Raw genomic sequence first — 22,527 nt, forward strand, 5'->3', positions numbered from 1 at the left:
GATTATCAATTTCTTCCTCAGACGCATACACTTATGCAAATTTTTTATTGGGGTTGTATTATTTTTTGTAGCCTCAATATAGAAGTCATTAAGTATTAATGATGTCGTGCTAAGTTGTACGATGAGATTGAATATAAACCTAACTATTTGGAGAATACAATGGGTGTATTAGTAGGCCGTCAGGCACCAGACTTTACAGCAGCAGCAGTATTAGGTAACGGTGAGATTGTAGATAGCTATAATTTGCATGAGACTATTAAAGGTAAAAAAGCGGTTATTTTCTTTTACCCACTAGATTTCACTTTCGTATGCCCTTCAGAGCTAATTGCATTTGATAAGCGTTTTGAAGAGTTCCAAAAACGTGGTGTTGAAGTAATTGGTGTTTCTATTGATTCACAGTTTTCACACAATGCATGGCGTAATACACCAGTAAACGAAGGTGGTATTGGTCCAGTTAAATATGCACTAGTTGCAGATGTTAAACATGAAATTTGTCAAGCGTATGATGTTGAGCACCCAGAAGCGGGTGTAGCATTTCGTGGTTCATTCCTTATCGATGAAACAGGTAGCGTGCGTCACCAAGTCGTTAATGACCTTCCACTAGGTCGTAACATTGATGAAATGCTGCGTATGGTTGATGCATTAGCATTCCATAGTGAGCACGGTGAAGTATGTCCAGCTGGTTGGACTGAAGGTAAAGCTGGTATGGATGCGAGTCCAGAAGGTGTTGCTAAGTTCCTATCTGAAAACGAAAGCGCGCTATAATTTGCTCTAGTTTGATAACCCGCCGCTTGGCGGGTTTTTTTATATAACATACCCGTACCTTATATGCATTGACTCATTTTTATATTACCGCAGACAATCGCTGGTTTATAAGTTTTAATAATTCAAACCCTAAATATCCTAAAAATAAGCTCACAACTGGTAATGCAAGTAAGCTGACAAAAAGTACTTGATTAGTCATTGTCTTCTTCCTTGTTAATTGGTGCTGTATTTAAGTTGTTGTTTTGCTTTTTTAATTCAGAGTTTAATGCGTCTGTCACAGAGCGTAAAGTAGCAGATTTCGCTTCTTCTATTTGAGTTGAAATAATACTGGTGATTTGCTCCGAAACTTCGCTGTATAAATCGAGTGTAATTGAGTTAGCTTGAGCAGATATACTCGTACTAAGAAGTAGTGCAGCAGCAGTTAGTTTAGTGAAAGTATTCATAGCCTTGTTCCTTTGTATGTATCATTAATTAGTTAGACGTAGTAACTATTACAAAGGTTGTGCCATACTGATTTTTATTTTTATTCTATTGATTATTAAGTGTTTTTTGTTTTTTCAATAAAGAGTTAGATTGACTGGTTGATGAAAAAAACCAGCCAAATGGTTAAATTAACGATATATTGGTTAATCTTGATCAAGTAGCTGATAAATCAGTTTTTTCACTGTGTCAGGTTCAAATGGTTTGTCGCACAGGGCGTTGACACCAGACTGTGCAATGTTCGCTAAGTGCGTATCATTAGCCTCGGAGGTCACCATTAAAACAGGGATATGCGCGTGTTCATCACTGTTTCGGATAGTTTCAGTTAACTCTTGGCCATTTACAGACGGCATATTGTAATCAGTGACAATTAAGTCAAACATGTTTGACTGCAGCACTTCTAATGCATGTGCGCCATCTTCGGCTTCCCAGAATCGCTGTGCACCAAGATTAGTTAAGACTCTGCGAATATGATTACGCGCAAGTCTTGAGTCATCAACAATTAAAATACGCAAATCATGTACATCGTATAAGTCAAGCTCAAGTTCTTGTGGCGCTAAAATGTCTAACGTAGCGTTAATAGCGCGGCCTAAGTGCACTTTGTTAAATGGTTTGGGTAAAATGGCAATGACACCTGATTGCTTGAATACCTCAAGTTCAGCTTTACGCGTCTCACTTGAAACTAACATAAATGGTATACCGTGTTCGCTGAGCTCTGTATTGATATACGCTTGTAATTCTTGTGCTGTACCATCACTAAAGTACATACTAGATATGACAAGGTCAGGAATACTCGTTGTCAGCATTTCTTTGGCACTAGCCAGTGAGTCGGCGAAATCAATATTTGAGATACCTTCTTCTTGCAGTTCTTTTGCAATGATTTTTCTTTGTGTGGCAGAAGGTTCTATAAGTAAAATGGCTAAATCAGCACTGAGTAATTCGTTCATTGTGACCCTATATATCGCTTACTTCATTCTAAGTAAGTACTACATCAATAAGAATACAATATAACGTATTAGTAATACCCCAGCTAGAAAATTTACAGTCATTTTACAGATAATTCTTTATTTCTAACGCCGAAACTCATCAGATTGCGGTAAGTCGACCAGAATAAGCACGGCACCTTTACCACCATATTCTAAAGGCGCTTGATGTATTGCAAGTACATCAGGGTGTTGCACAAGGTATTGCGGGACTTTATGTTTTAATACTCGTTCACCAATACCGTGGACGATGCAAGCACAGTAATAATGTTGTTTTTTGCAAGCATGAATTAACGCAGCTAGCTCATCTTTGGCACGATCTTTATTTAAACCGTGCAAGTCAAGCATCAGTTCAGGCGCAAAGTCACCTCGGCGCAATTGCTTAGCTAAATACTTATCTGCACCAGGTCGAACGTAGTTAACCGTACCATGAGTATCTATATCTGGAATATATTCATCTGAAAAGTAAAATTCAGATTGGTGTTGTTTAGTTTGCTCGCTAAGCAACTCACCAGTTTGCGGCTTCACGGTTTTTTTAAAGCGCACCGTATCTTGTTTAAACTCTCGCGCACCGGCAATTGAGTTTCGGAACAAACTAAAATCATCTTCATCAGTCATGGGATTTATATCTAACATCATCTTTTAGCGCATTCTAAATAAAAAAAGCGTAAAAACCTAGCTGAAAAACCGTTACAATAGCGCGTATAAAATACAGTTATATTGAGATATGGTTATGAGTGAGTTGCAGATCACTGAAAAGATCGCTGAAGAAGCATATAATGAATTGTTGACAATTCAAGATTGGTTACGCTGGACGACGAGCCAATTTGTAAGCCATGGCTTATTCTTTGGCCATGGTACTGACAATGCTTGGGATGAGGCTGTTAGCCTAGTATTACCAATCTTAAACCTTCCTTTAGATGCGCCAACAGAGCTAATGCAAGCTAAATTAACGCGAACTGAAAAAGTACGTTTAATGAGCTATATATTTGCGCGTATAGATGATCGCACTCCTGTTCCATATTTGACAAACCAAGCTTGGTTTGCGGGCTTACCCTTTTATGTTGATGAGCGGGTACTTATTCCACGCTCACCATTTGCAGAATTGATTGACGCGCGTTTTGCACCTTGGTTACCCGAGTCGCAGCCAGTGACACGGATTTTGGATATGTGCACTGGGTCAGCATGTATCGCCATAGCATTGGCGAATAAGTTTGAGAATGCGCAAGTGGATGCAGTCGATATATCTTATGATGCACTAGAGGTTGCAGATATTAATATTTGTGAACATATGCTCCATGACAGAGTTTATGGTATTCAGTCTGATGTATTTAGCGGCGTACCAAATCAAAAGTATGACTTAATTGTGGCTAATCCGCCCTATGTCGATGCAGAAGATATGGAAGATTTACCAGATGAGTTTCATCATGAACCAGAGCTGGGCCTGTCTTCTGGTGACGATGGCTTAGATGTAACTCGCACCATATTATTGGAAGCCGCAGAACACTTAACAGATGATGGCTTATTATTTGTCGAGGTGGGTAATTCTATGGTACATATGGATGCTTTATACCCTGAAGCGCCATTTACATGGCTCGAATTTGAGCGCGGTGGCCTTGGAGTATTTATGATCTCGAAACAGCAGTTAGTCGAGTACTTTAATAACTAGTGTGCGTATTGAGTTACAAGCACTCGTCGTTGTCATTGGAATGAGGAAGGGTAATGGCAGGTAATAGTATAGGACAATTATTCAAAGTGAGTACGTTTGGCGAAAGCCATGGCCTTGCTTTGGGTGGTGTCGTGGATGGTGTTCCCGCGGGGCTAGAGCTTTGTGAAGCGGACATGCAACTTGATTTAGATAGGCGTAAACCAGGGCAAAGCCGCTACACAACACAACGTCGGGAAGGGGATGAAATAAAGATTTTGTCTGGCGTTTTCGAAGGAAAAACAACCGGGACCAGTATTGGTTTGTTAATTGAAAATACTGATCAGCGTTCGAAAGATTATGGCAAAATTGCTGAAACATTTCGACCTGGTCATGGTGATTACACATATTGGCATAAGTATGGTCATCGTGATTATAGAGGAGGTGGTCGTTCCTCCGCAAGGGAAACTGCGATTAGGGTAGCTGCTGGCGGCATTGCTAAAAAGTATTTAAAGCAGGTTCATGGCATCGAAATTAATGCGTGTTTATCTCAATTAGGGCCTATCAGTGCTGAGCAGTTTGATTGGTCACAAGTGGAACAAAACCCATTTTTCTTTCCTGACCCAAGTAAACTAGACGCATTAGATGAATATATGCGTGACCTTAAAAAACAAGGGGACTCGATAGGTGCGAAAGTAACTGTGGTTGCTAAAAATGTGCCTGTTGGGTTAGGCGAGCCTGTTTTTGACCGATTAGATGCTGAGTTGGCGCACTCATTGATGAGTATTAATGCTGTTAAAGGTGTTGAGATTGGTGATGGTTTTGATTGCATTACCCAAAAAGGCTCTGAGCACCGTGATGAACTAACCCCTGATGGTTTTGCAAGTAATCATGCTGGAGGTGTGCTTGCCGGTATTTCCACTGGGCAAGATATTGTCGCGTCAATTGCTTTAAAGCCTACGTCTAGTATTACGATACCAGGTCAAAGTATTAATACATCTAACGAAGCTGTCGAAATCATTACTAAAGGTAGACACGATCCTTGCGTTGGCATTCGGGCTATACCCATTGCTGAAGCAATGATGGCCATTACTTTAATGGATCACCTATTACGTCAGCGAGGACAAAATCCGAGTGTTAATTTGGTCCATGGTCCAATTAAAGGCCAAATAGACTGAGAACTTATAGCGTCAGTGTGATTGTGGCGTGTTACTTGCTGGTTTCTTTATAGGTAAATAAGGAGATCAGCATGTTATTATTCAGAAGTACCACAGAATCAAGCTTCCAAGTTAAACCAGCCCCACAGCGCGAAAAAATGCATGAACAGGAGCGGCAAGAGTTTGCCAAAGAGATGGCATCTTATACGCCTTCAGAAACCACGAAGTCATTTCAAAATAAAAATGTATCTGTATACACAAAAGATGAATCATTTTTAGGACAGATGAAAGAGGCGCTATTATTAGGGCGTATGGGCGTGAGTAAAGAAAAGATTGATGAGCTGCGTTCAAAACTTGATGAACTTGATAAGTTGCTTGCCAGCGGTAGTATTTCACAGAAAGAGTACCAACAACAAAGAGAATTGATTGAAAAAGAGATTGCACAGGAATATCAAAAAGGGGCTAAGGAAGAAGGTGGTTTAGAGTCAAAACAGCAGCACTCAAAGAAAAAAGATAATGACTCTGCGCGCTAATTATATTAACTCTATTAAAATACCGTTCTTGCTACGTGGTTTAATAGTACTTTAACTACGTTAATAATTATGCAAATAGAGTAACCTCTGGATACGCCTTTTATAATAAAAAAAGCCGCTGTTTTATTGCGGCTTTATCAAATATGTACGAGGCATATTAAGCAGTGCTAGCTATGGTACTTTTCACATGCTTCAAGTGTATTCTCAATCAAACTTGCAACCGTCATGGGTCCAACGCCACCTGGAACTGGTGTAATAAAGCTAGCTTGTTGTTCTGCAATGTCATACTGCACATCGCCAACGAGTTTACCCGATTCTAATCGGTTGATACCTACATCAATAACCATTGCCCCTTCTTTAATCCAATCCCCAGGAATAAATTCAGGTTTACCTACAGCAACGACAAGTAAGTCTGCACGACGCACGTGAGCTTCTAAATCTTGCGTAAACTTATGACAAACGGTGGTAGTGCAACCTGCCAATAACAACTCCAATGACATTGGTCGGCCTACAATGTTTGATGCGCCAACTACAACGGCATGCATTCCCCTATAATGAACACCTGTAGATTCAAGTAATGTAATAATACCTTTTGGTGTGCAAGGGCGCAGAGCTGGCATACGCTGTGCTAATCGGCCTATATTATATGGATGGAATCCATCAACATCTTTATGGGGGTGAATACGTTCTAGTACTTTTTCGGCATCTAGATTTTCTGGTAAAGGAAGTTGAACTAATATCCCATCTACTTCAGGGTCATTGTTCAATGAATCGACAAGCTCTAATAGTTGTGCTTCGCTGGTATCGCCAGGGAGATCGAAAGATTTAGACACAAAGCCGACTTCGTCACAGGCTTTACGTTTAGAGCCAACATACACTTGACTCGCTGGATCTTGTCCTACTAGAACAACAGCAAGTCCAGGTGCCCGAAGGCCTTGCTCTATTCTCTGTTCTACACGTTTCGCTACGGTGCTACGAACTTGTTTGGCTATAGCCTTACCATCAATGATGTTTGCCGTCATGGTTGACCTTTATTAGGAGTTAAAAACTTGAACGATAAAGAGCGTAAAGGGGTTGCTCTATAATTGCCACTACATATTAGTGAAGCATTGGCGCTATTTTCTCACAAAAACCATGACTGGGCCAAGGAACAATCAAAACAAAGCGAGTTAAATATGCCGTAGTTAAAGCTAATAGCACGAAAACTGTATAAATTTCAGCAAACTGATCTAAAAAATATACTTTTTGGGGTAAAAGTAAGCAGTTGGAATGTTTTTTTTAAAAAGTGTTTGACCTACCACGGTCAAATCACTATTATGCACCCCGTTGTCAACGAGGAGACTCCGAAACAACAAAAATGGTAACGGCGATTAGCGCAGTTTGGTAGCGCACTTGGTTTGGGTCCAAGGGGTCGCAGGTTCAAATCCTGCATCGCCGACCACTTTACTTTCATTTTTATGAAGTTAAAGTAAGGAAGAACGAAGTTCTGACGATGCGCCCGTAGCTCAGCTGGATAGAGCAACGCCCTTCTAAGGCGTTGGTCGAAGGTTCGAATCCTTCCGGGTGCGCCATTTTAAAATTTGTAAGACTCTATGTAGTGGCGGCTGTAGCTCAGTTGGTAGAGCCCTGGATTGTGATTCCGGTTGTCGTGGGTTCGAGCCCCATCAGTCGCCCCATCTACATTGAAAATATTAAGTCGGCGATTAGCGCAGTTTGGTAGCGCACTTGGTTTGGGTCCAAGGGGTCGCAGGTTCAAATCCTGCATCGCCGACCACTTTTCTAGATTATCTGTAATATATTTTTTCGGCGATTAGCGCAGTTTGGTAGCGCACTTGGTTTGGGTCCAAGGGGTCGCAGGTTCAAATCCTGCATCGCCGACCATCTCCCCTACTATAAATTCCATAATTAATCATATTTTAACCACTTGAATCTTTATTCCCTATTAATTTCTTTTCATTACTCGACTATCAAGTTTTATAGGTTATAATGCCGCGTCTATTATTAAACATAGCGCCCAGTAAGGGCAGGCAGCAAGAATAGCCCATGTAATTAGTTCTTTAGTGAAGTTTCGTAAAGAGCTCAAATTTGACATGGTGCATTACTTGTTTGTAAGGAAGGCGCGTTGTCGCCCAAAATTGAAGATTGAGGTAAATCATGCAAGTTTCTGTTGAGACGACTCAAGGCCTTGAGCGCCGTCTGACTATCACCGTTCCTGCAGAGAACGTTGAGACTGAAGTTAAAAAACGCTTACAACAACTGTCAAAAACTCAGCGTATCGACGGTTTCCGTCCTGGTAAAGTGCCAGTGTCAGTGATCACTAAACGTTTTGGTGCCGCTGTGCGTCAAGAAGTAGCTGGTGATATCATGCAACGTAATTATATCGATGCTATCGTAGCTGAAAAAATCAATCCTGCAGGTGCACCAACATTTGCACCTAAAGCGTTAGAAGCAGGTAAAGATTTAGAGTTTGATGCAACTTTTGAAGTATACCCAGAAGTAGCAATTAAAGACTTAGATAAAATTACTGTAGAAAAGCCAGTTGTTGATGTTACTGATGCAGATTTAGCTAATATGCTAGAAACGCTTCGTAAGCAACACGCAGATTGGGCTGAAAGTGATGCTGCTGCGGGTGAGAATGACCGTGTAACGGTTGATTTTGTTGGCACTGTAGATGGTGAAGTATTTGAAGGTGGAAAAGCAGATGATTTCCCACTAGAACTAGGACAAGGTCGTATGATCCCTGGTTTCGAAGACAACATCATTGGTAAAAAAGCCGGTGAAGAAGTTATCGCTGATGTAACGTTCCCTGAAGAGTACCATGCAGAAAACCTGAAAGGTAAGCCTGCACAGTTCACTATCACTATTAAGAAAGTTGAAGTTCAAGAGCTTCCTGAGCTTAATGATGAATTTTCAGTGAAGTTTGGTGTTGCTGAAGGGGGTGTTGATGCACTTAAAGAAGAAGTTAAGAAAAACATGTCTCGTGAACTTTCTCAAGCTGTAAAAGCAAATGTGAAAGATCAAGCGATCAAAGGGTTACTTGAGCATAACGAAACAGACGTTCCTAAAGCACTTGTTGATCAAGAAATTGATGCATTGCGTCAGCAAGCGGCACAACGTTTTGGTGGTAACGCACAAAATATGCCTGAGTTACCTGCAGAATTGTTCCACGAGCAAGCTGTAACACGCGTTAAAACTGGCCTACTACTAGGTGAAGTTATTAAAGCAAATGAGATCCAAGTAGATGATGCAAAAGTTGAAGAGTTAATTGCAACGGTTGCTTCTGCATATGAAGATCCAACAGAAGTTGTTGCCTATTATAAAGGTAACGATCAAATGATGCAGCAAATGCGTAACGTAGCAATGGAAGAGCAAGCAGTTGAGTCTATTTTAGCTGCTGCTTCTGTTACTGACGTTGAAAAAGCGTTTGATGACATCATGAATCCTCAGCAAGGTGCGTAATAAGTCATTGACTTAACGCTAAGCTAACGATTTAATGGCTCGTGACGTTCTGCAAGATTGCAGTATGTCCGAGCCTTTTTCGTTTTAGGCTACCAAGATTAACTAATTCGCAGCACTATCCAAATTATCGCTGCGCATAAGGAATGAAAAATATGAACGACGGTATGATCGATCCTTTCAGTGCATTAGTACCAATGGTTGTTGAGCAAACAGCTAAAGGTGAGCGCTCTTTTGATATTTTTTCGCGATTGTTAAAAGAACGGATTATTTTCCTGACAGGACAAGTCGAAGATCAAATGGCTAATTTGATTGTGGCCCAGCTATTATTCTTGGAATCAGAAAGTCCAGACAAAGATATTTTCCTGTATATTAATTCACCTGGCGGTTCAGTGACCGCAGGTATGTCAATTTATGACACGATGAATTTTATCAAGCCTGACGTAAGCACTGTTTGTGTGGGTCAAGCTGCGAGTATGGGGGCATTTTTACTGTCTGGTGGTGCCAAAGGTAAACGTTACTGCCTGCCTAATTCTCGCGTTATGATCCACCAACCATTAGGTGGCTTTCAAGGTCAAGCTTCTGATTTTGAAATTCATGCTAAAGAAATTCTGTCGATTAAAGAAAAATTAAACAGATTAATGGCGGAGCATACAGGCCAACCTTATGAAGTATTAGCGGGTGATACAGATCGTGATAACTTTATGAGTGCGCATGAAGCGTTAGATTATGGGCTTATAGATGCAGTCCATACTCGCCGAGAAATTAAATAAAGAAGTAGGGAGTGCGATGTTATCGCACGCCTAACTATGCCAAGTTGGAAAATATTTGGTATAGTGAAGTCATTGTAGATGGTTATCTAATAGGATAACGAAGAGAAAATGAGGTAGCTGAATGTCCGACACTCCAACAGACGGCGACAAAAGTAACAAACTCTTATATTGCTCATTTTGCGGTAAGAGCCAACATGAAGTTCGTAAGTTAATTGCGGGGCCTTCTGTTTATATTTGTGACGAATGCGTTGATCTGTGTAACGACATTATTCGCGAAGAAATAAAAGATATTGCGCCTAAACATGACGCAGCAGACAAATTACCAGTTCCCAAAGAGATCCGAAATCATTTGGATGATTATGTTATTGGGCAAGAGCATGCTAAAAAAGTATTGTCTGTTGCTGTATATAACCATTACAAGAGATTAAAGAATCAGGGGCTTAACAATAAATCAGATGTTGAGCTGAGTAAAAGTAATATTCTTTTAATAGGTCCAACGGGAAGTGGTAAGACGTTACTAGCTGAAACACTTGCTCGATTGCTTGACGTGCCATTCACAATGGCTGATGCAACAACATTGACCGAAGCGGGCTATGTTGGTGAAGATGTTGAAAACATCATTCAAAAGCTTTTACAGAAGTGTGATTATGATGTAGAAAAAGCGCAGCGCGGCATTGTCTATATTGATGAAATTGATAAAATATCGAGAAAATCAGATAACCCATCTATTACCAGAGATGTTTCTGGCGAAGGTGTTCAGCAAGCATTGCTTAAACTAATAGAAGGGACTGTCGCTTCTGTTCCGCCGCAAGGTGGTCGAAAGCACCCTCAGCAAGAATTTTTGCAAGTTGATACTTCTAAAATTCTATTTATTTGTGGTGGTGCTTTTGCTGGCTTGGATAAAGTGATTGAACAACGCAGCCATAAAAATGCAGGTATTGGTTTTGGTGCTGAAGTTAAGTCAGCAGACTCTTCACGCTCCCTGAGTGAGACATTTAAAGATGTTGAGCCGGAAGATTTAGTCAAGTATGGCCTGATCCCTGAATTTATAGGTCGTCTACCTGTTGTTGCCACTCTGACAGAACTTGATGAAGATGCTTTAATTCAAATATTAAATGAACCTAAAAATGCATTGACTAAGCAGTTTGCTACGCTGTTCCAAATGGAAGATGTTGAGTTAGAGTTCCGAGAAGATGCGTTAAAAGCTATTGCACATAAAGCGATGGAACGTAAGACTGGAGCACGTGGGTTACGATCTATTGTTGAAGGTGTATTGCTAAATACAATGTATGAATTGCCTTCAGTTGATAATGTGAGCAAAGTTGTTGTTGATGAAACAGTGATAAAGGGTGAATCGGATCCAATTTTGATTTACGAAAATAGTGGTCAAGACAAAGCTGTCTCAGAGTAATACCACAGTTGAATAAAAAGGAGCCATAGGCTCCTTTTTTTATCAACATATTGAACTTTATGGTAACTATCCCCATATAGCTATCTATATTATTAAAATAACGAATTGCGAAGAGAATCAAATGACGCTTGAGAGAACGGATCGAGTCGAAATCCCTGTGTTGGCGCTACGAGATGTCGTTGTATATCCACATATGGTGATCCCATTGTTTGTTGGCCGAGAAAAGTCGATAAAATGCTTAGAAGCGGCAATGGAAAATGATAAACAAATATTTTTAGTCGCGCAAAAAGATGCGTCTGTTGATGATCCAAGTACAGACGAAATTTATGATGTAGGTACGATTGCCACCGTACTGCAACTACTTAAGTTACCGGATGGTACCGTAAAAGTACTTGTTGAAGGTACACAGCGCGCGAAGATTGATAAGTTTATAATTTCTGATGAATATTTTCTGGCTGAAGCACAGTTTGTTGAGTCTCAAGATATAGATGAACAAGAACAAGATATCTTTATTCGCAGCGCAGTGAGTCAATTTGAAGGGTATGTAAAACTCAATAAAAAAATACCACCCGAAGTACTGACATCTGTATCAGGTATTGACGAAGCTGCTCGCTTAGCGGATACAATGGCTGCGCACATGCCAATTAAGGTGCCTGAAAAACAAAAAGTATTGGAGTTGGACAGTGTCACTGGGCGATTAGAGTATTTAATGGCTTTGATGGAAGGCGAAATAGATTTATTGCAAGTTGAAAAGAAAATTCGCTCTCGTGTCAAAAAGCAAATGGAAAAGTCACAACGCGAGTACTATTTGAACGAGCAAATGAAAGCCATTCAAAAAGAGCTGGGCGAACTGGATGATGTACCTGATGAATTTGAAGCACTGAAAAAACGTATCAGTGAAGCGCAAATGCCAGCTGAAGCAGAAGAAAAAGCCACATCTGAACTTAATAAGTTGAAAATGATGTCGCCAATGTCGGCTGAAGCAACGGTAGTACGCTCATATATTGATACGATGATCAATGTGCCGTGGAAAAAGCGTTCCAAAGTGAAAAAAGATTTAGCGGGTGCGCAGAAAATACTGGATGCTGACCATTATGGCTTAGAAAAAGTCAAAGAACGTATTATTGAGTATCTTGCCGTTCAGCAGAGAATTAATAAACTTAAAGGTCCAATATTGTGTTTGGTTGGTCCTCCAGGCGTCGGTAAAACCAGTTTAGGGCAGTCTATTGCGCGTTCTACGGGACGTAAGTATGTGAGAATGGCTCTGGGTGGTGTTAGAGATGAAGCTGAAATTCGAGGCCATAGAAGAACATATATTGGTTCTATGCCAGGTAAGCTGATTCAAAGCATGAGCAAAGTAGGGGTTAAGAATCCGCTGTTTTTACTTGATGAGATTGATAAAATGTCATCAGATATGCGTGGAGATCCGGCATCTGCATTGTTAGAAGTTTTAGACCCTGAACAAAATAGTAATTTTGCTGATCACTACTTAGAAGTCGATTACGATTTATCTGATGTTATGTTTGTCGCTACGTCAAACAGTTTTAACATTCCAGGGCCATTATTAGACCGAATGGAAGTAATAAGGCTATCGGGGTATACAGAAGATGAAAAACTGAATATCTCTATTCAGCATTTAATTCCAAAGCAAGTTAAGCGTAACGGTTTAAAAGCGAACGAAGTTGAAATAGAAGATAGTGCTATTATTGGAATTATCCGCTATTACACTCGTGAAGCAGGTGTACGTAATCTGGAGCGTGAAATCTCTAAACTGTGCCGCAAAGCCGTGAAAGAGATTTTACTTAATAAAGACACGCAAAAAGTAATCATCAACCAAGATAACTTAGAGTCATTTCTAGGCGTACAACGTTTTGATTATGGCAAAGCTGAAGATGGTGATCGTATCGGTCAGGTAACAGGTTTAGCATGGACTGAGGTAGGTGGTGATTTACTTACAATAGAATGTGCGGCAGTTCCAGGTAAAGGTAAATTGACATTTACTGGCTCTTTGGGTGATGTGATGCAAGAGTCTATTCAGGCAGCGATGACGGTTGTACGTAATAGAGCTGACAAGTTACGGATAAATGCAGATTTTCATGAAAAACGCGATGTACATGTGCACGTACCTGAAGGCGCCACACCAAAAGATGGGCCAAGTGCAGGTATTGCAATGGTAACTTCTTTGGTCTCTAGCTTGACGGGTAACCCTGTGCGTTCAGATGTGGCCATGACCGGTGAAATTACCTTGCGTGGAGAAGTACTGCCGATCGGAGGCTTGAAAGAGAAGTTACTTGCAGCACATCGAGGGGGAATTAAGACGGTTATTATTCCAAAGATTAATGAGCGTGACTTAAAAGAAATTCCAGAGAATGTGAGAGAAGGCTTAGAAATCCACCCAGTAACTTGGATTGATGATGTATTGTCACTTGCGTTAGCTAACCCTGTTGAGAGTTTTTCTGTTGAAAACTCAAAAAAATAAGAAAAAATCGAAAAAAGTGCTGCAAAAGGGTTTTCAAATCTAAAAGGTATGTTAACTTAGGCACTGGTTCAAGCCTAGCCCTTATGTAGCCTAGGCTTGAGCAAGATTACGCATTAGAGAGTCGCTGTGATGTCTCTAGTATGAATAATAAAAGTGGTAGTTATCAAAACAAGCTCTCGCTTTTGATAATAACAATGTAAGAGGATGATATTGTGAATAAATCTCAATTAATCGATCAAATCGCAGCTGATGCTGATATTTCTAAAGCGGCCGCAGGTCGTGCGCTAGATTCGTTCATTGAATCTGTAACTGGTGCGTTAAAAGATGGTGATTCTGTAGCACTGGTTGGTTTTGGTACTTTTTCCGTGCGTGAACGCGCAGCACGCTCTGGTCGTAATCCGCAAACTGGTGAGACGATTCAAATTGCAGCGGCTAATATCCCTTCTTTCAAAGCGGGTAAAGCGTTAAAAGATGCAGTAAACTAATCCACTTGGATTTTTAGCGCGGTTTTACACTGTTTCACACTATTTGCATTTCAAAGCCGTGTGTTGCTTCAAGAAAAAAAGCGTATCTGATAAGATACGCTTTTTTTACATTAGCAAGAAACTTCTAAAGCGCGTATGTGCTTTGGCTTAGATAAGAGAAAGAACAAATGCTTGAAAAGATCAGAGAGGGCTCTCAAGGCCCAGTAGCCAAAATTATTCTTGGTGCAGTAATCTTGTCTTTTGCTCTAGCAGGGATCGGTGGTTACCTAGGTCAAACCACAGAGCAACCTGTTGCAGAAGTCAATGGAATAAAAATTAGTCAAACAGATTTTGCAAGGGCATACCAAAATGAACGGGCTCGATTAGAGCAGCAGTTTGGAGAATACTTTGCACAAATTTCGTCAGATCCGACTTATATGGCACAAATTCGTAAAGGGGTAGTTGATAGACTGGTTCAACAAGAATTACAAAATCAACTCGCCATTGAGCTTGGCCTACGAGTGAGTGATGAACAAGTGAAGCAAGCCATTGTTGAAATGCCTTACTTCCAATTGGGTGGTGAGTTTAGTAATGAGCGCTATTTACAAGTAATACGTCAAATGAACTTCCAACCAGATACTTTTCGTGAATATTTACGTGAAGAAATGACTCGCTCTCAATTGGTTTCGGCAGTTGCAGGTACTGAGTTTGTTTTATCAAATGAGCTAAAAAGCACGGTTGCTCTGCAGCAACAAACGCGCGCACTTGATTATATTGTCTTAAGTAAAGACAAAGTTAAAGACCAAGTATCAATTGATGAAGATGCAGTATCGAATTACTACGAGTTAAATCAAGATAAATATCAATCAGCAGAACAAGTTTCAGTACAATATTTAGAGCTTAAGGCCGATAATGTTGAGCCTGAAACGGCCATTACTGATGCAGATGTGCTTGCGTATTATGAAGAAAGTAAAACACAATACTTAGAGCCTGAAAAACGTCGTGTTTCACATATATTAATCGATAATAGTGAAGATGATGCGACGGCCAATACTAAAGCACAAGACTTGTTGTCACAGTTACGCTCAGGCACAGAGTTTTCTGAATTAGCAAGTACGCAGTCAGATGACATTGTCAGCGCAGAGTTAGGCGGTGATTTGGATTGGATCGAACGTGATATGATGGATCCTGAGTTTGAAACTGCAGCATTTGCACTAGAAAATGTTGGTGATATCTCAGAAGTTGTAACATCAGAATTTGGTTATCATATTATTCAATTGACGGATATTGAGCGTGAAGAAATTCAACCGTTCGATGACGTTAAGGCAGACTTACGAGCTGAGTTAGAAAAGAATGCAAAAGTTGATGCATTTTATCAAAAGCAAACTGAAATTGCTGAGTTGGCGTTTGAAATGTCTGACTCACTTGAAGATGCTGCGTTGGCTGCGGGTGTTGAGCTTAAATCAACGGCGTTGATTAATCGCTCAGTACTACCAGCACCATTAAATACGCCAGCAGTAACACGTACGCTATTTACTCCAGAGCTACTAGAAGATCGAGTGAACTCGGAAGTCTTGGAAATTGGTGCAGAGCATATTATTGTTGTTCGAGTGTTAGATTATGCCGCTGCTGCAACAAAACCGTTTGATGGGGTTAAAGCGGAAATCGAAACAACGCTTGTTAACGAAAAAGCATCAGAGCTGATCAATGAGCGAGCTAAAACTTTATTCAGTGCATTGCAAGGCGGTAAGCTATTATCTGATATTGCTACGGAAGAAGGCGTTGAATTGAACTCAGAAGCTGCCTTAGCACGTCAAACTTACTCGGTTGCACCCGCCATTGTGACAGAGGTATTTAAACTTCCTCATCCGGCGGATGAAAAGTTTGAAATGGCTGTTGTTGCCTTGAATAATGGAGATGCGGCTTTAGTACAATTGAAAAAGGTTAACGAGGTTGAGCTTTCAGTGGAAATTGATGAACAACAGAAGCAAAGCATCACAAATACTCAGATTAACAAAAATTACTTAGCGTTTGTTAACGCACTTGAAGCTAAAGCGGATGTGACACGTCCACAAATTCAGGTATCAGAGCAAAATTAACTGGGCTAGGGTCAACTATTTTAAAAAGGGCATCGATTTGATGCCCTTTTTTATGACTACTAGTAGGAGATAATGCTTTGCTATGATTTCATATTGTATTGTTTAATGGCATAGTTTAAGTAACGACATATGTTGTTAAATATTATAGAAGATAAAGGACTCTGGGGAATATTATGCCAATAGAAATTAATTTCGAACTATCAGATGCAGACTTAGCGCATTTTAAAACAATGATGCAAAATGTTATTGCTAAGAGCAATCATACCAATGAAGAAGAAATAATTAGTAAAGCCCGAAAACTCATATTAGAAATGGAGCAAGCTGAGTTACCAGAGTTTGTTCGAACTCGAATGACATCACTTGCGTTGTTGATTGATGCAGTGCAAGACGTTGAATGGCAAGTACCAGAAGAAGAGAAGAAAGCCATTATTCTATCTTTGGCATATTTCAGTGAACCTGAAGACGTAGTGCCAGATCACATTCCAGGTTTGGGTTATATTGATGACGCAATAATGATTGAATTAGTGTTACAAGATTTATCGCTGGATCTCAGAGCTTACAGAGAATTTTGCAGCTTTAGGGCAACGGAAGAAGCGCGTCGAGGCGACGAAGCAAAAGTAGATAGAGAAAGCTGGCTTGAAGGTACTCGCTCGCAACTGCGTGCGACGATGCGACGAAACCGGAAATCTGCAAAGCCGCGATTATTATCTCGCATTATGTAAGTATATCACATGTAGTTTGGTCGAGTTCTAACGATCAGGCTACATTTATTTATCGTGGGACTTAGATCACTGCTAACAGTCGCTCCCGAGATAGGCTTAGCTAACCCTATGCAAGTAGTCTTTGCAGTGTTATGTGCGCTCAAATTACCTTCTTCATATATATTACTCAGTAAGTTTCTTGTTTATTAGGATACGGATTTCATATTAAAAGGGTCAAATAATATTGATGAGTGAGGTGAAAAACCAACCTTGTATGACACATCAGTGGAGAGTATTCGAAGTAATTGAGTTAAAAAGACGAGCGTTTTTTGGGTTTAAGTCGGTTTCAATTATAGCTTGTCAAGCCGCTAGTGAGCACCAACGGCTACAAACAATGGTTGCTTTCTAAGATGACTTATCAATAATATGCACATCTCTTTGTGGAAATGGAATAGCAATGTCAGCTCGATCTAATGCTGGTTTTATCGCTCGATTAATATCAAAATATACATCCCAATAGTCCTCTGTTTTACACCATACTCTTAGGGTTAAATCAATAGAACTGTCTCCATACCCTGTGACACCGACAAAAGGCTCAGGGGTTTTGAGTACTGAATTATTTTCTAACGCCATATTTGTGAGAGCTTTCTCAGCATCATCAACCGATGCTGAGTAACTTATGCCAACACTGAGGTCAACACGTCTAATTGACTCATGGGTGATGTTTTTAATTTTCTCACTTGCTAAAGGTCCGTTAGGCAAAATTACACGACGGTTATCTAATGTGGTTAAAAATGTACAAAATACATCGATAGCCTCAACAACGCCTTCTTCCCCTTGAGCCACGATATAGTCACCGACTTGAAAAGGCTTAAAAATTAGAATGAGCACACCTCCTGCAAAATTAGACAGACTACCTTGTAAGGCTAAGCCTACTGCTAACCCCGCAGCACCTAAAATAGCAATGAAAGAGGTCGTTTGTACGCCGATCATAGAGATAACAGAAATGAACAAGCAGGCTTTTAAGAGTACTGTAGCCATACTGCATAACCATTTACGTAAAGACACGTTAAATTCTTTCTTTTGTAGCAAGAAGTCAACGCCCTTGCCAATCAGCGAGATGACCCAGAGGCCAATAATGAGTGTTAATATTGCTAACACGATTTTTGGGGCATATAAAATTGCCATTTCAATAACGGTGTTTAGAAGGTGTTCGACATCTATTTGGGAAAAGTCCATCATATAGGTTTCTCTTTGTGTTTATAGTTAGAAAGCACTAATAATTGTAGCTGAGTTATTAATTTTTGTTCGTTGTTGTTATGGAAGACTGCTTTGAAGAGGCGAAGACACTTAGTGCTGATAAGTTTCTTATCAGCACTATAGACTTCAATAGCGTAAAATTAGTGCGCGTTACATGTCGGAAGTATTGGTGGCAATTTGTGAGTCGCGTTCTAAGTTATCCAATTCATCTAGAAGTTCAAAAAGCTCAGGCTCAATGTCACTAACTGCTACTTGCTTTTTTAAACCTGTTTCTAAAGCTTCTGCTAATTTTTTAAGTTTAGGCACACCTGTATAACAGCATGCTCCGTGGAATTTATGAATCACACTTAATAGCTGTTCACTATCGTTTTGCTCTTGTGCTTGGTGAATATTTGTTTTTGTTTCAGTAATACTGTTTAGTAGCATATTTAACATTTCAATTGCCAAATCTGGTTTTCCTCCCGCATGTTGTAATGCTAACGGCCAATCCAGCAATTCACTGATAAAAGGCGGGCGACTTACGGTGAGTTGAGACTTATTTCTGGGTACTGACGATGGTGTCGTTTGGCCATAGTCACAAATGGTTTGTTTAAGCATATCTTCATCAATAGGTTTGGTCAGATAGCCACTGAATCCGTCTTTTAATAGTTGATTTTTTTCACCTGAGAGGGCATGGGCAGTTACTGCAATAATGGGGGTTTCTTCATTGAGTGATGCTTCCTTAATCGTTTTACACGCGGTGATACCGTCCATTATCGGCATTTGTATATCCATAAAAACTAAATCGTATTTATGCATTTTACATAGGCTAACGGCTTGGGAGCCATTGTGCGCCGTATCGATGGCTTCAATTTGCTCAGAGAGTAAGGTAGAAAGCAGCTTTAAGTTGGCATCATTATCATCCGCGATAAGCGCTTTCAAGGGCAGTATTTGCTCTCGGTTTTCTTCAATCCCAATACTAGGGTGATCAAGGCGATAGGGGGCTGCGAGAACTTCGCAGAGTTTTCTGTGATTGAGTGGTTTACTCAAGCAAGCATCGGCACCACTGCCAATAAGGGATTCACGCATATTATGCGATATAGTATTGAGCATGAGGTATAGGTAATCGGCAGATTCTCGGGCTTTACTAATATAGCCCTTTACGGTTTGCATATGCTCAACGCTTGCCATGTTGCCAATGAGACAAACATCAAAATTAAAATCCTGTGTCAGAGCCGCTAAAAATTCATCTTCAGTTTGACAGGCTGTAACTTGCATCTCCCATTCATGAAGTTGTGCTACAACAGAATAATGGGTATGTTCTTGTGGTTCAAAGTACAGCACCCGCTTATTATGGAGTGAACCGCACGGTAAATCGTCGTTATAGAGGCGGTTGGGTAATTCAAAAACGGAGTTGAATGTAAAGCATGTGCCGCTGCCAGATGCTGAGTTGAGCGTGATCCTACCTTTCATCGCTTCAACGATGTGTTTGGTTATGATAAGCCCTAAGCCCGTTCCGCCAAACTTTCGAGTGATACTAGAGTCAGCTTGCCCGAATGGAGTAAATAAGGCATCTTGTTTATCCATCGCAATGCCGACGCCGGTATCACTGACCGACACTAAAAGAGATGCATGTGTTTCGTTAAGTAACCGATGACTAATATCGACCTTCACGGAACCTTGCTCGGTAAACTTGATGGCATTACTGATCAAATTAATTAGGATTTGTTTTAATCTAGTTGGATCACCTACCAAGTTATCGGGTACTTGTCTATTTATTGAAATAGATAACTCTAGTTGTTTATCATGTGCACTTGGCGCAAGTAGGGTCATCACTTCGTTGACAGCGTCACGTAGCTGAAATTGAATGTTTTCCAAATCCATAGCGCCCGCTTCGAGTTTTGAGAAGTCTAAGATATCACTGATAATAGTCAGTAAACTATTTGCAGATAATTCAATGGTATCTAAGTAGTCTTTTTGGTGTTTATTAAGGGGAGTTTTATATAACTGTCGGGTAAAACCGATGACACCGTTGAGAGGCGTGCGCAACTCATGACTCATTTTTGCTAAAAAGTCGGATTTTACGCGGTTGGCATCTTGAGCCTCTTTCTTGGCAATGTTTAACTGGATATTTTGTGTTTCATATTGTTCTAATGTTTCACGATAATCACTGGTGGCCTGATCAATGTGTTTTTGCATTTCGTCACGTTGACCTGTCATTTTATTATTTATTGTGTTCAAGCCTTGTCGAAGAAGTTCAAATTCACCTTGCATGTGACCTTGTATACCGATATCACGTTTACCTTCAACAAGTTTATCCGTTGCTAACAGTAACCTTGAAAGTGGCATAGTGAACATTCGGCTGACCCGTAATGACAGTAATGCACTGAGCAAGATAGCAATGAGTATAATGCTACTGCTTAAAATAAGGGCATGTTGCTGAGAGATTAATGCTTGGTCTTGACTTATTTCTACTGCCAAAATAGCAAGCGTGTCAGGGTGAGCTTCGCTCCAATCATTAGTGTGCTTGGCATAGTGTTTTATAGGTGTGTAAAAGACGAAGGTATCAGCGAGTTTTACCATTTCCGTTTGATGTAGCTGACTTGCGTCCCCTAAATAATACAATTTATTAAATTTTTCATGAAAATTGCTCGTCAGCAACAATTGATTGTCCTGATCGAATACGGAGATACTTTTAACTAAAGGCGCATGTTTGTTATGCGCCGTGCTTAAAACGCGATGTAAGTTAATGCGATCTTGAGAAACAATACTGTGTTCTGTCGCAATCGCGAGAGGTTCTGAAATACTGCTACCTTGTTGATTGAGAATTTGTTCAAGCTCAACATAGCGATTTACGGTAAAATAGCCTCCTAAGATTAAGCCGATCAGTACCGTCGGAATTAAAGTCAGAATAAGAATGCTATCACGCAGGCTAAATTTGGTCATCTGAGGCAGTTAGTCACAGTAATTATTTTGACTTTAGGTTATCGATTTCAGCGCTGATAAGCAATGTTTAAGGGGCAATGTTATGGCACAGATTTTTCGTCCAAAAAAGCGGACAGTAGATAAGCAAGCTATTGAAGTAAAAATACATTCGCTAGACCACCAAGGTCGTGGTGTTGCTAATCATAAAGGCAAAGTGTGTTTTGTTGAGGGAGCCTTGGTAAATGAACGGGTAAAAGCGCAAGTATTGCAGGATAAGTCTAAATTAATTGAAGCTAAAACACTTCAAGTAATTGAGCCGAGCAATGAACGTGTCATGCCGTTCTGCCGCGACAATGACATATGTGGAGGATGTCAGACACAACACTTGGCACTTTCTTCACAGCTTTTTCATAAACAACAGGCGGTTGATAAGCTTTTTCAAAAATTTTCACAATATGATGTAGAATGTTGGCAACCCGCTATTGAAAGCAAACCTAAGTATTACAGACGCAGTGCGCGTATAGCGTGTTTCTATGATAAAGGGAATAAGCTTCTGAAATTAGGCTTTCGTGGTTTTAAGAGTAAAAAAATCGTTGAGGTAAAAAATTGTCAGGTTCTAACCGGCCATTTTGATAATATCTTTGAAGACTTGAGAGCGTTATTAAATAGCCGAGATGGGTATTGCTCTGTTAGTCATGTTCAATTATGCGATGCTGATAATGGTCAATTCGTACTGCTAAGGCATACAAAAAGTATTACGGCCCGCGATAAAGATTATCTGGAGGAGAAAAGTCACGTTTTGGGTTGGAAAATAGTATGGGATAATGGTGATAAAGTGTCAGAGCTTAACGAACTGCCGTATTATATTGCAGATGATGTGCGTTTTAATTTTACATTGGATAATTTTGTACAGGTTAATGCTGAAGTAAATGCGGCAATGTTGATGCAAGCATTGATGTGGTTAGAGGTATCTTATAGCGATAGGGTATTAGATTTATTTTGTGGTATTGGTAATTTCTCTTTATTGCTCGCAAAACGAGCAAACAGTGTCATTGGTGTTGAAGGCTCAGCCTCATCTGTTGCAATGGCTAAACAAAATGCGCAAACTAATCATATAGAAAATGCAGAGTTCCATTGTTTTGACTTAACACAGGATATGGCGCAAGCGCCATGGTTTGACCAAAGTGCAAAGGTATTGGTGTTAGACCCTTCACGTACGGGAGCATTTGGCATATTGCAGCAAATGCCATTAACGCAATTCAATAAAGTACTTTATGTATCATGTGATCCAGTAACATTAGCCAGAGATAGCAAATTATTGCTAGATAGTGGGCTTTCACTTGTGAAAGTAGGGTTGATGAATATGTTCCCACATACAGGGCATATCGAAACAATGGCGTTATTCCAAAGGAGATAG

Annotated in this window: 18 protein-coding genes and 5 tRNA genes; 17 read left to right on the forward strand and 6 right to left on the reverse strand. The window is 40.2% G+C overall.

Annotation, left to right across the window (positions count from 1 at the left end):
* Positions 1-159: 159 nt before the first annotated feature.
* Entirely contained in the window at positions 160-765 is a 606-nt protein-coding gene (locus tag PAUR_RS05270; protein ID WP_010362234.1) for a peroxiredoxin C, read from the forward strand.
* Between the two features lie 191 nt (positions 766-956).
* On the opposite strand, the gene PAUR_RS05275 is transcribed toward PAUR_RS05270, so the two are convergent.
* The 3 genes from PAUR_RS05275 to smrB form a co-directional block, all read right to left on the reverse strand.
* Positions 957-1,208 (reverse strand): hypothetical protein, encoded by a 252-nt coding sequence (locus tag PAUR_RS05275; RefSeq protein ID WP_192506767.1) that lies wholly within the window; start codon positions 1,206-1,208, stop codon positions 957-959.
* Positions 1,209-1,391: 183 nt separating this feature from the next.
* Positions 1,392-2,192 carry a response regulator gene (locus tag PAUR_RS05280; protein ID WP_192506768.1) on the reverse strand — a complete coding sequence of 267 codons (801 nt, stop codon included), beginning with the start codon at positions 2,190-2,192 and terminating at the stop codon, positions 1,392-1,394.
* Between the two features lie 123 nt (positions 2,193-2,315).
* Positions 2,316-2,867: an endonuclease SmrB gene (gene smrB / locus PAUR_RS05285; RefSeq protein ID WP_192506769.1), complete on the reverse strand. Its 552-nt coding sequence runs from the start codon at positions 2,865-2,867 to the stop codon at positions 2,316-2,318.
* A 94-nt stretch (positions 2,868-2,961) separates the two neighbouring features.
* Here smrB and prmB point away from each other — a divergent pair, with 94 nt between their 5' ends.
* From prmB to PAUR_RS05300, 3 genes are all read left to right on the forward strand, one after another.
* Positions 2,962-3,897: a 50S ribosomal protein L3 N(5)-glutamine methyltransferase gene (gene prmB, locus PAUR_RS05290; protein ID WP_192506770.1), complete on the forward strand. Its 936-nt coding sequence runs from the start codon at positions 2,962-2,964 to the stop codon at positions 3,895-3,897.
* Positions 3,898-3,950: 53 nt separating this feature from the next.
* Positions 3,951-5,051 carry a chorismate synthase gene (gene aroC, locus PAUR_RS05295; RefSeq protein ID WP_192506771.1) on the forward strand — a complete coding sequence of 367 codons (1,101 nt, stop codon included), beginning with the start codon at positions 3,951-3,953 and terminating at the stop codon, positions 5,049-5,051.
* Positions 5,052-5,122: 71 nt separating this feature from the next.
* The gene (locus PAUR_RS05300) at positions 5,123-5,563 is read left to right on the forward strand and encodes a hypothetical protein (RefSeq protein ID WP_192506772.1); all 441 of its coding nucleotides are present in this window, start codon (positions 5,123-5,125) and stop codon (positions 5,561-5,563) included.
* 167 nt (positions 5,564-5,730) lie between these two features.
* On the opposite strand, the gene folD is transcribed toward PAUR_RS05300, so the two are convergent.
* Complete coding sequence (folD, locus tag PAUR_RS05305; RefSeq protein WP_192506773.1) at positions 5,731-6,585, reverse strand: bifunctional methylenetetrahydrofolate dehydrogenase/methenyltetrahydrofolate cyclohydrolase FolD; 855 nt, start codon at positions 6,583-6,585, stop codon at positions 5,731-5,733.
* A gap of 342 nt (positions 6,586-6,927) precedes the next feature.
* Here folD and PAUR_RS05310 point away from each other — a divergent pair.
* The 12 genes from PAUR_RS05310 to PAUR_RS05365 all read left to right on the forward strand — a co-directional run bounded on the left by PAUR_RS05310 (position 6,928) and on the right by PAUR_RS05365 (position 16,967).
* A tRNA-Pro gene (locus tag PAUR_RS05310) sits at positions 6,928-7,004 on the forward strand.
* Between the two features lie 53 nt (positions 7,005-7,057).
* Positions 7,058-7,134 (forward strand) — tRNA-Arg (locus PAUR_RS05315).
* A 29-nt stretch (positions 7,135-7,163) separates the two neighbouring features.
* A tRNA-His gene (locus tag PAUR_RS05320) sits at positions 7,164-7,239 on the forward strand.
* Between the two features lie 21 nt (positions 7,240-7,260).
* Positions 7,261-7,337 (forward strand) — tRNA-Pro (locus tag PAUR_RS05325).
* Between the two features lie 30 nt (positions 7,338-7,367).
* A tRNA-Pro gene (locus PAUR_RS05330) sits at positions 7,368-7,444 on the forward strand.
* 273 nt (positions 7,445-7,717) lie between these two features.
* A complete protein-coding gene (gene tig, locus PAUR_RS05335) occupies positions 7,718-9,022 on the forward strand; it encodes a trigger factor (protein ID WP_192506774.1) in 1,305 nt (434 codons plus the stop codon).
* 152 nt (positions 9,023-9,174) lie between these two features.
* Complete coding sequence (gene clpP / locus PAUR_RS05340; protein WP_192506775.1) at positions 9,175-9,792, forward strand: ATP-dependent Clp endopeptidase proteolytic subunit ClpP; 618 nt, start codon at positions 9,175-9,177, stop codon at positions 9,790-9,792.
* A 121-nt stretch (positions 9,793-9,913) separates the two neighbouring features.
* A complete protein-coding gene (gene clpX / locus PAUR_RS05345; protein WP_192506776.1) occupies positions 9,914-11,203 on the forward strand; it encodes an ATP-dependent protease ATP-binding subunit ClpX in 1,290 nt (429 codons plus the stop codon).
* A gap of 121 nt (positions 11,204-11,324) precedes the next feature.
* Positions 11,325-13,682, forward strand: a complete 2,358-nt coding sequence (gene lon / locus PAUR_RS05350) for an endopeptidase La (protein ID WP_192506777.1) — start codon at positions 11,325-11,327, stop codon at positions 13,680-13,682.
* Between the two features lie 212 nt (positions 13,683-13,894).
* Positions 13,895-14,167 carry a nucleoid-associated protein HU-beta gene (gene hupB / locus PAUR_RS05355; protein WP_010371157.1) on the forward strand — a complete coding sequence of 91 codons (273 nt, stop codon included), beginning with the start codon at positions 13,895-13,897 and terminating at the stop codon, positions 14,165-14,167.
* A 167-nt stretch (positions 14,168-14,334) separates the two neighbouring features.
* On the forward strand, positions 14,335-16,245 hold the full coding sequence (locus tag PAUR_RS05360; RefSeq protein WP_192506778.1) for a SurA N-terminal domain-containing protein: 1,911 nt from the start codon (positions 14,335-14,337) through the stop codon (positions 16,243-16,245).
* Between the two features lie 173 nt (positions 16,246-16,418).
* Entirely contained in the window at positions 16,419-16,967 is a 549-nt protein-coding gene (locus tag PAUR_RS05365; RefSeq protein WP_192506779.1) for a YkvA family protein, read from the forward strand.
* Between the two features lie 384 nt (positions 16,968-17,351).
* Here the strand turns inward: PAUR_RS05365 and PAUR_RS05370 are convergent, their stop codons facing one another.
* Together PAUR_RS05370 and barA are read right to left on the reverse strand one after the other, a co-directional pair.
* Complete coding sequence (locus tag PAUR_RS05370) at positions 17,352-18,188, reverse strand: mechanosensitive ion channel family protein (protein WP_192506780.1); 837 nt, start codon at positions 18,186-18,188, stop codon at positions 17,352-17,354.
* 168 nt (positions 18,189-18,356) lie between these two features.
* Entirely contained in the window at positions 18,357-21,131 is a 2,775-nt protein-coding gene (gene barA, locus PAUR_RS05375) for a two-component sensor histidine kinase BarA (protein WP_192506781.1), read from the reverse strand.
* A gap of 82 nt (positions 21,132-21,213) precedes the next feature.
* Between barA and rlmD the strand changes: the two genes are divergently transcribed.
* Positions 21,214-22,527, forward strand: a complete 1,314-nt coding sequence (gene rlmD / locus PAUR_RS05380; protein ID WP_192506782.1) for a 23S rRNA (uracil(1939)-C(5))-methyltransferase RlmD — start codon at positions 21,214-21,216, stop codon at positions 22,525-22,527.

Source organism: Pseudoalteromonas aurantia 208, from assembly GCF_014858725.1.
Taxonomy (GTDB): domain Bacteria; phylum Pseudomonadota; class Gammaproteobacteria; order Enterobacterales; family Alteromonadaceae; genus Pseudoalteromonas; species Pseudoalteromonas aurantia.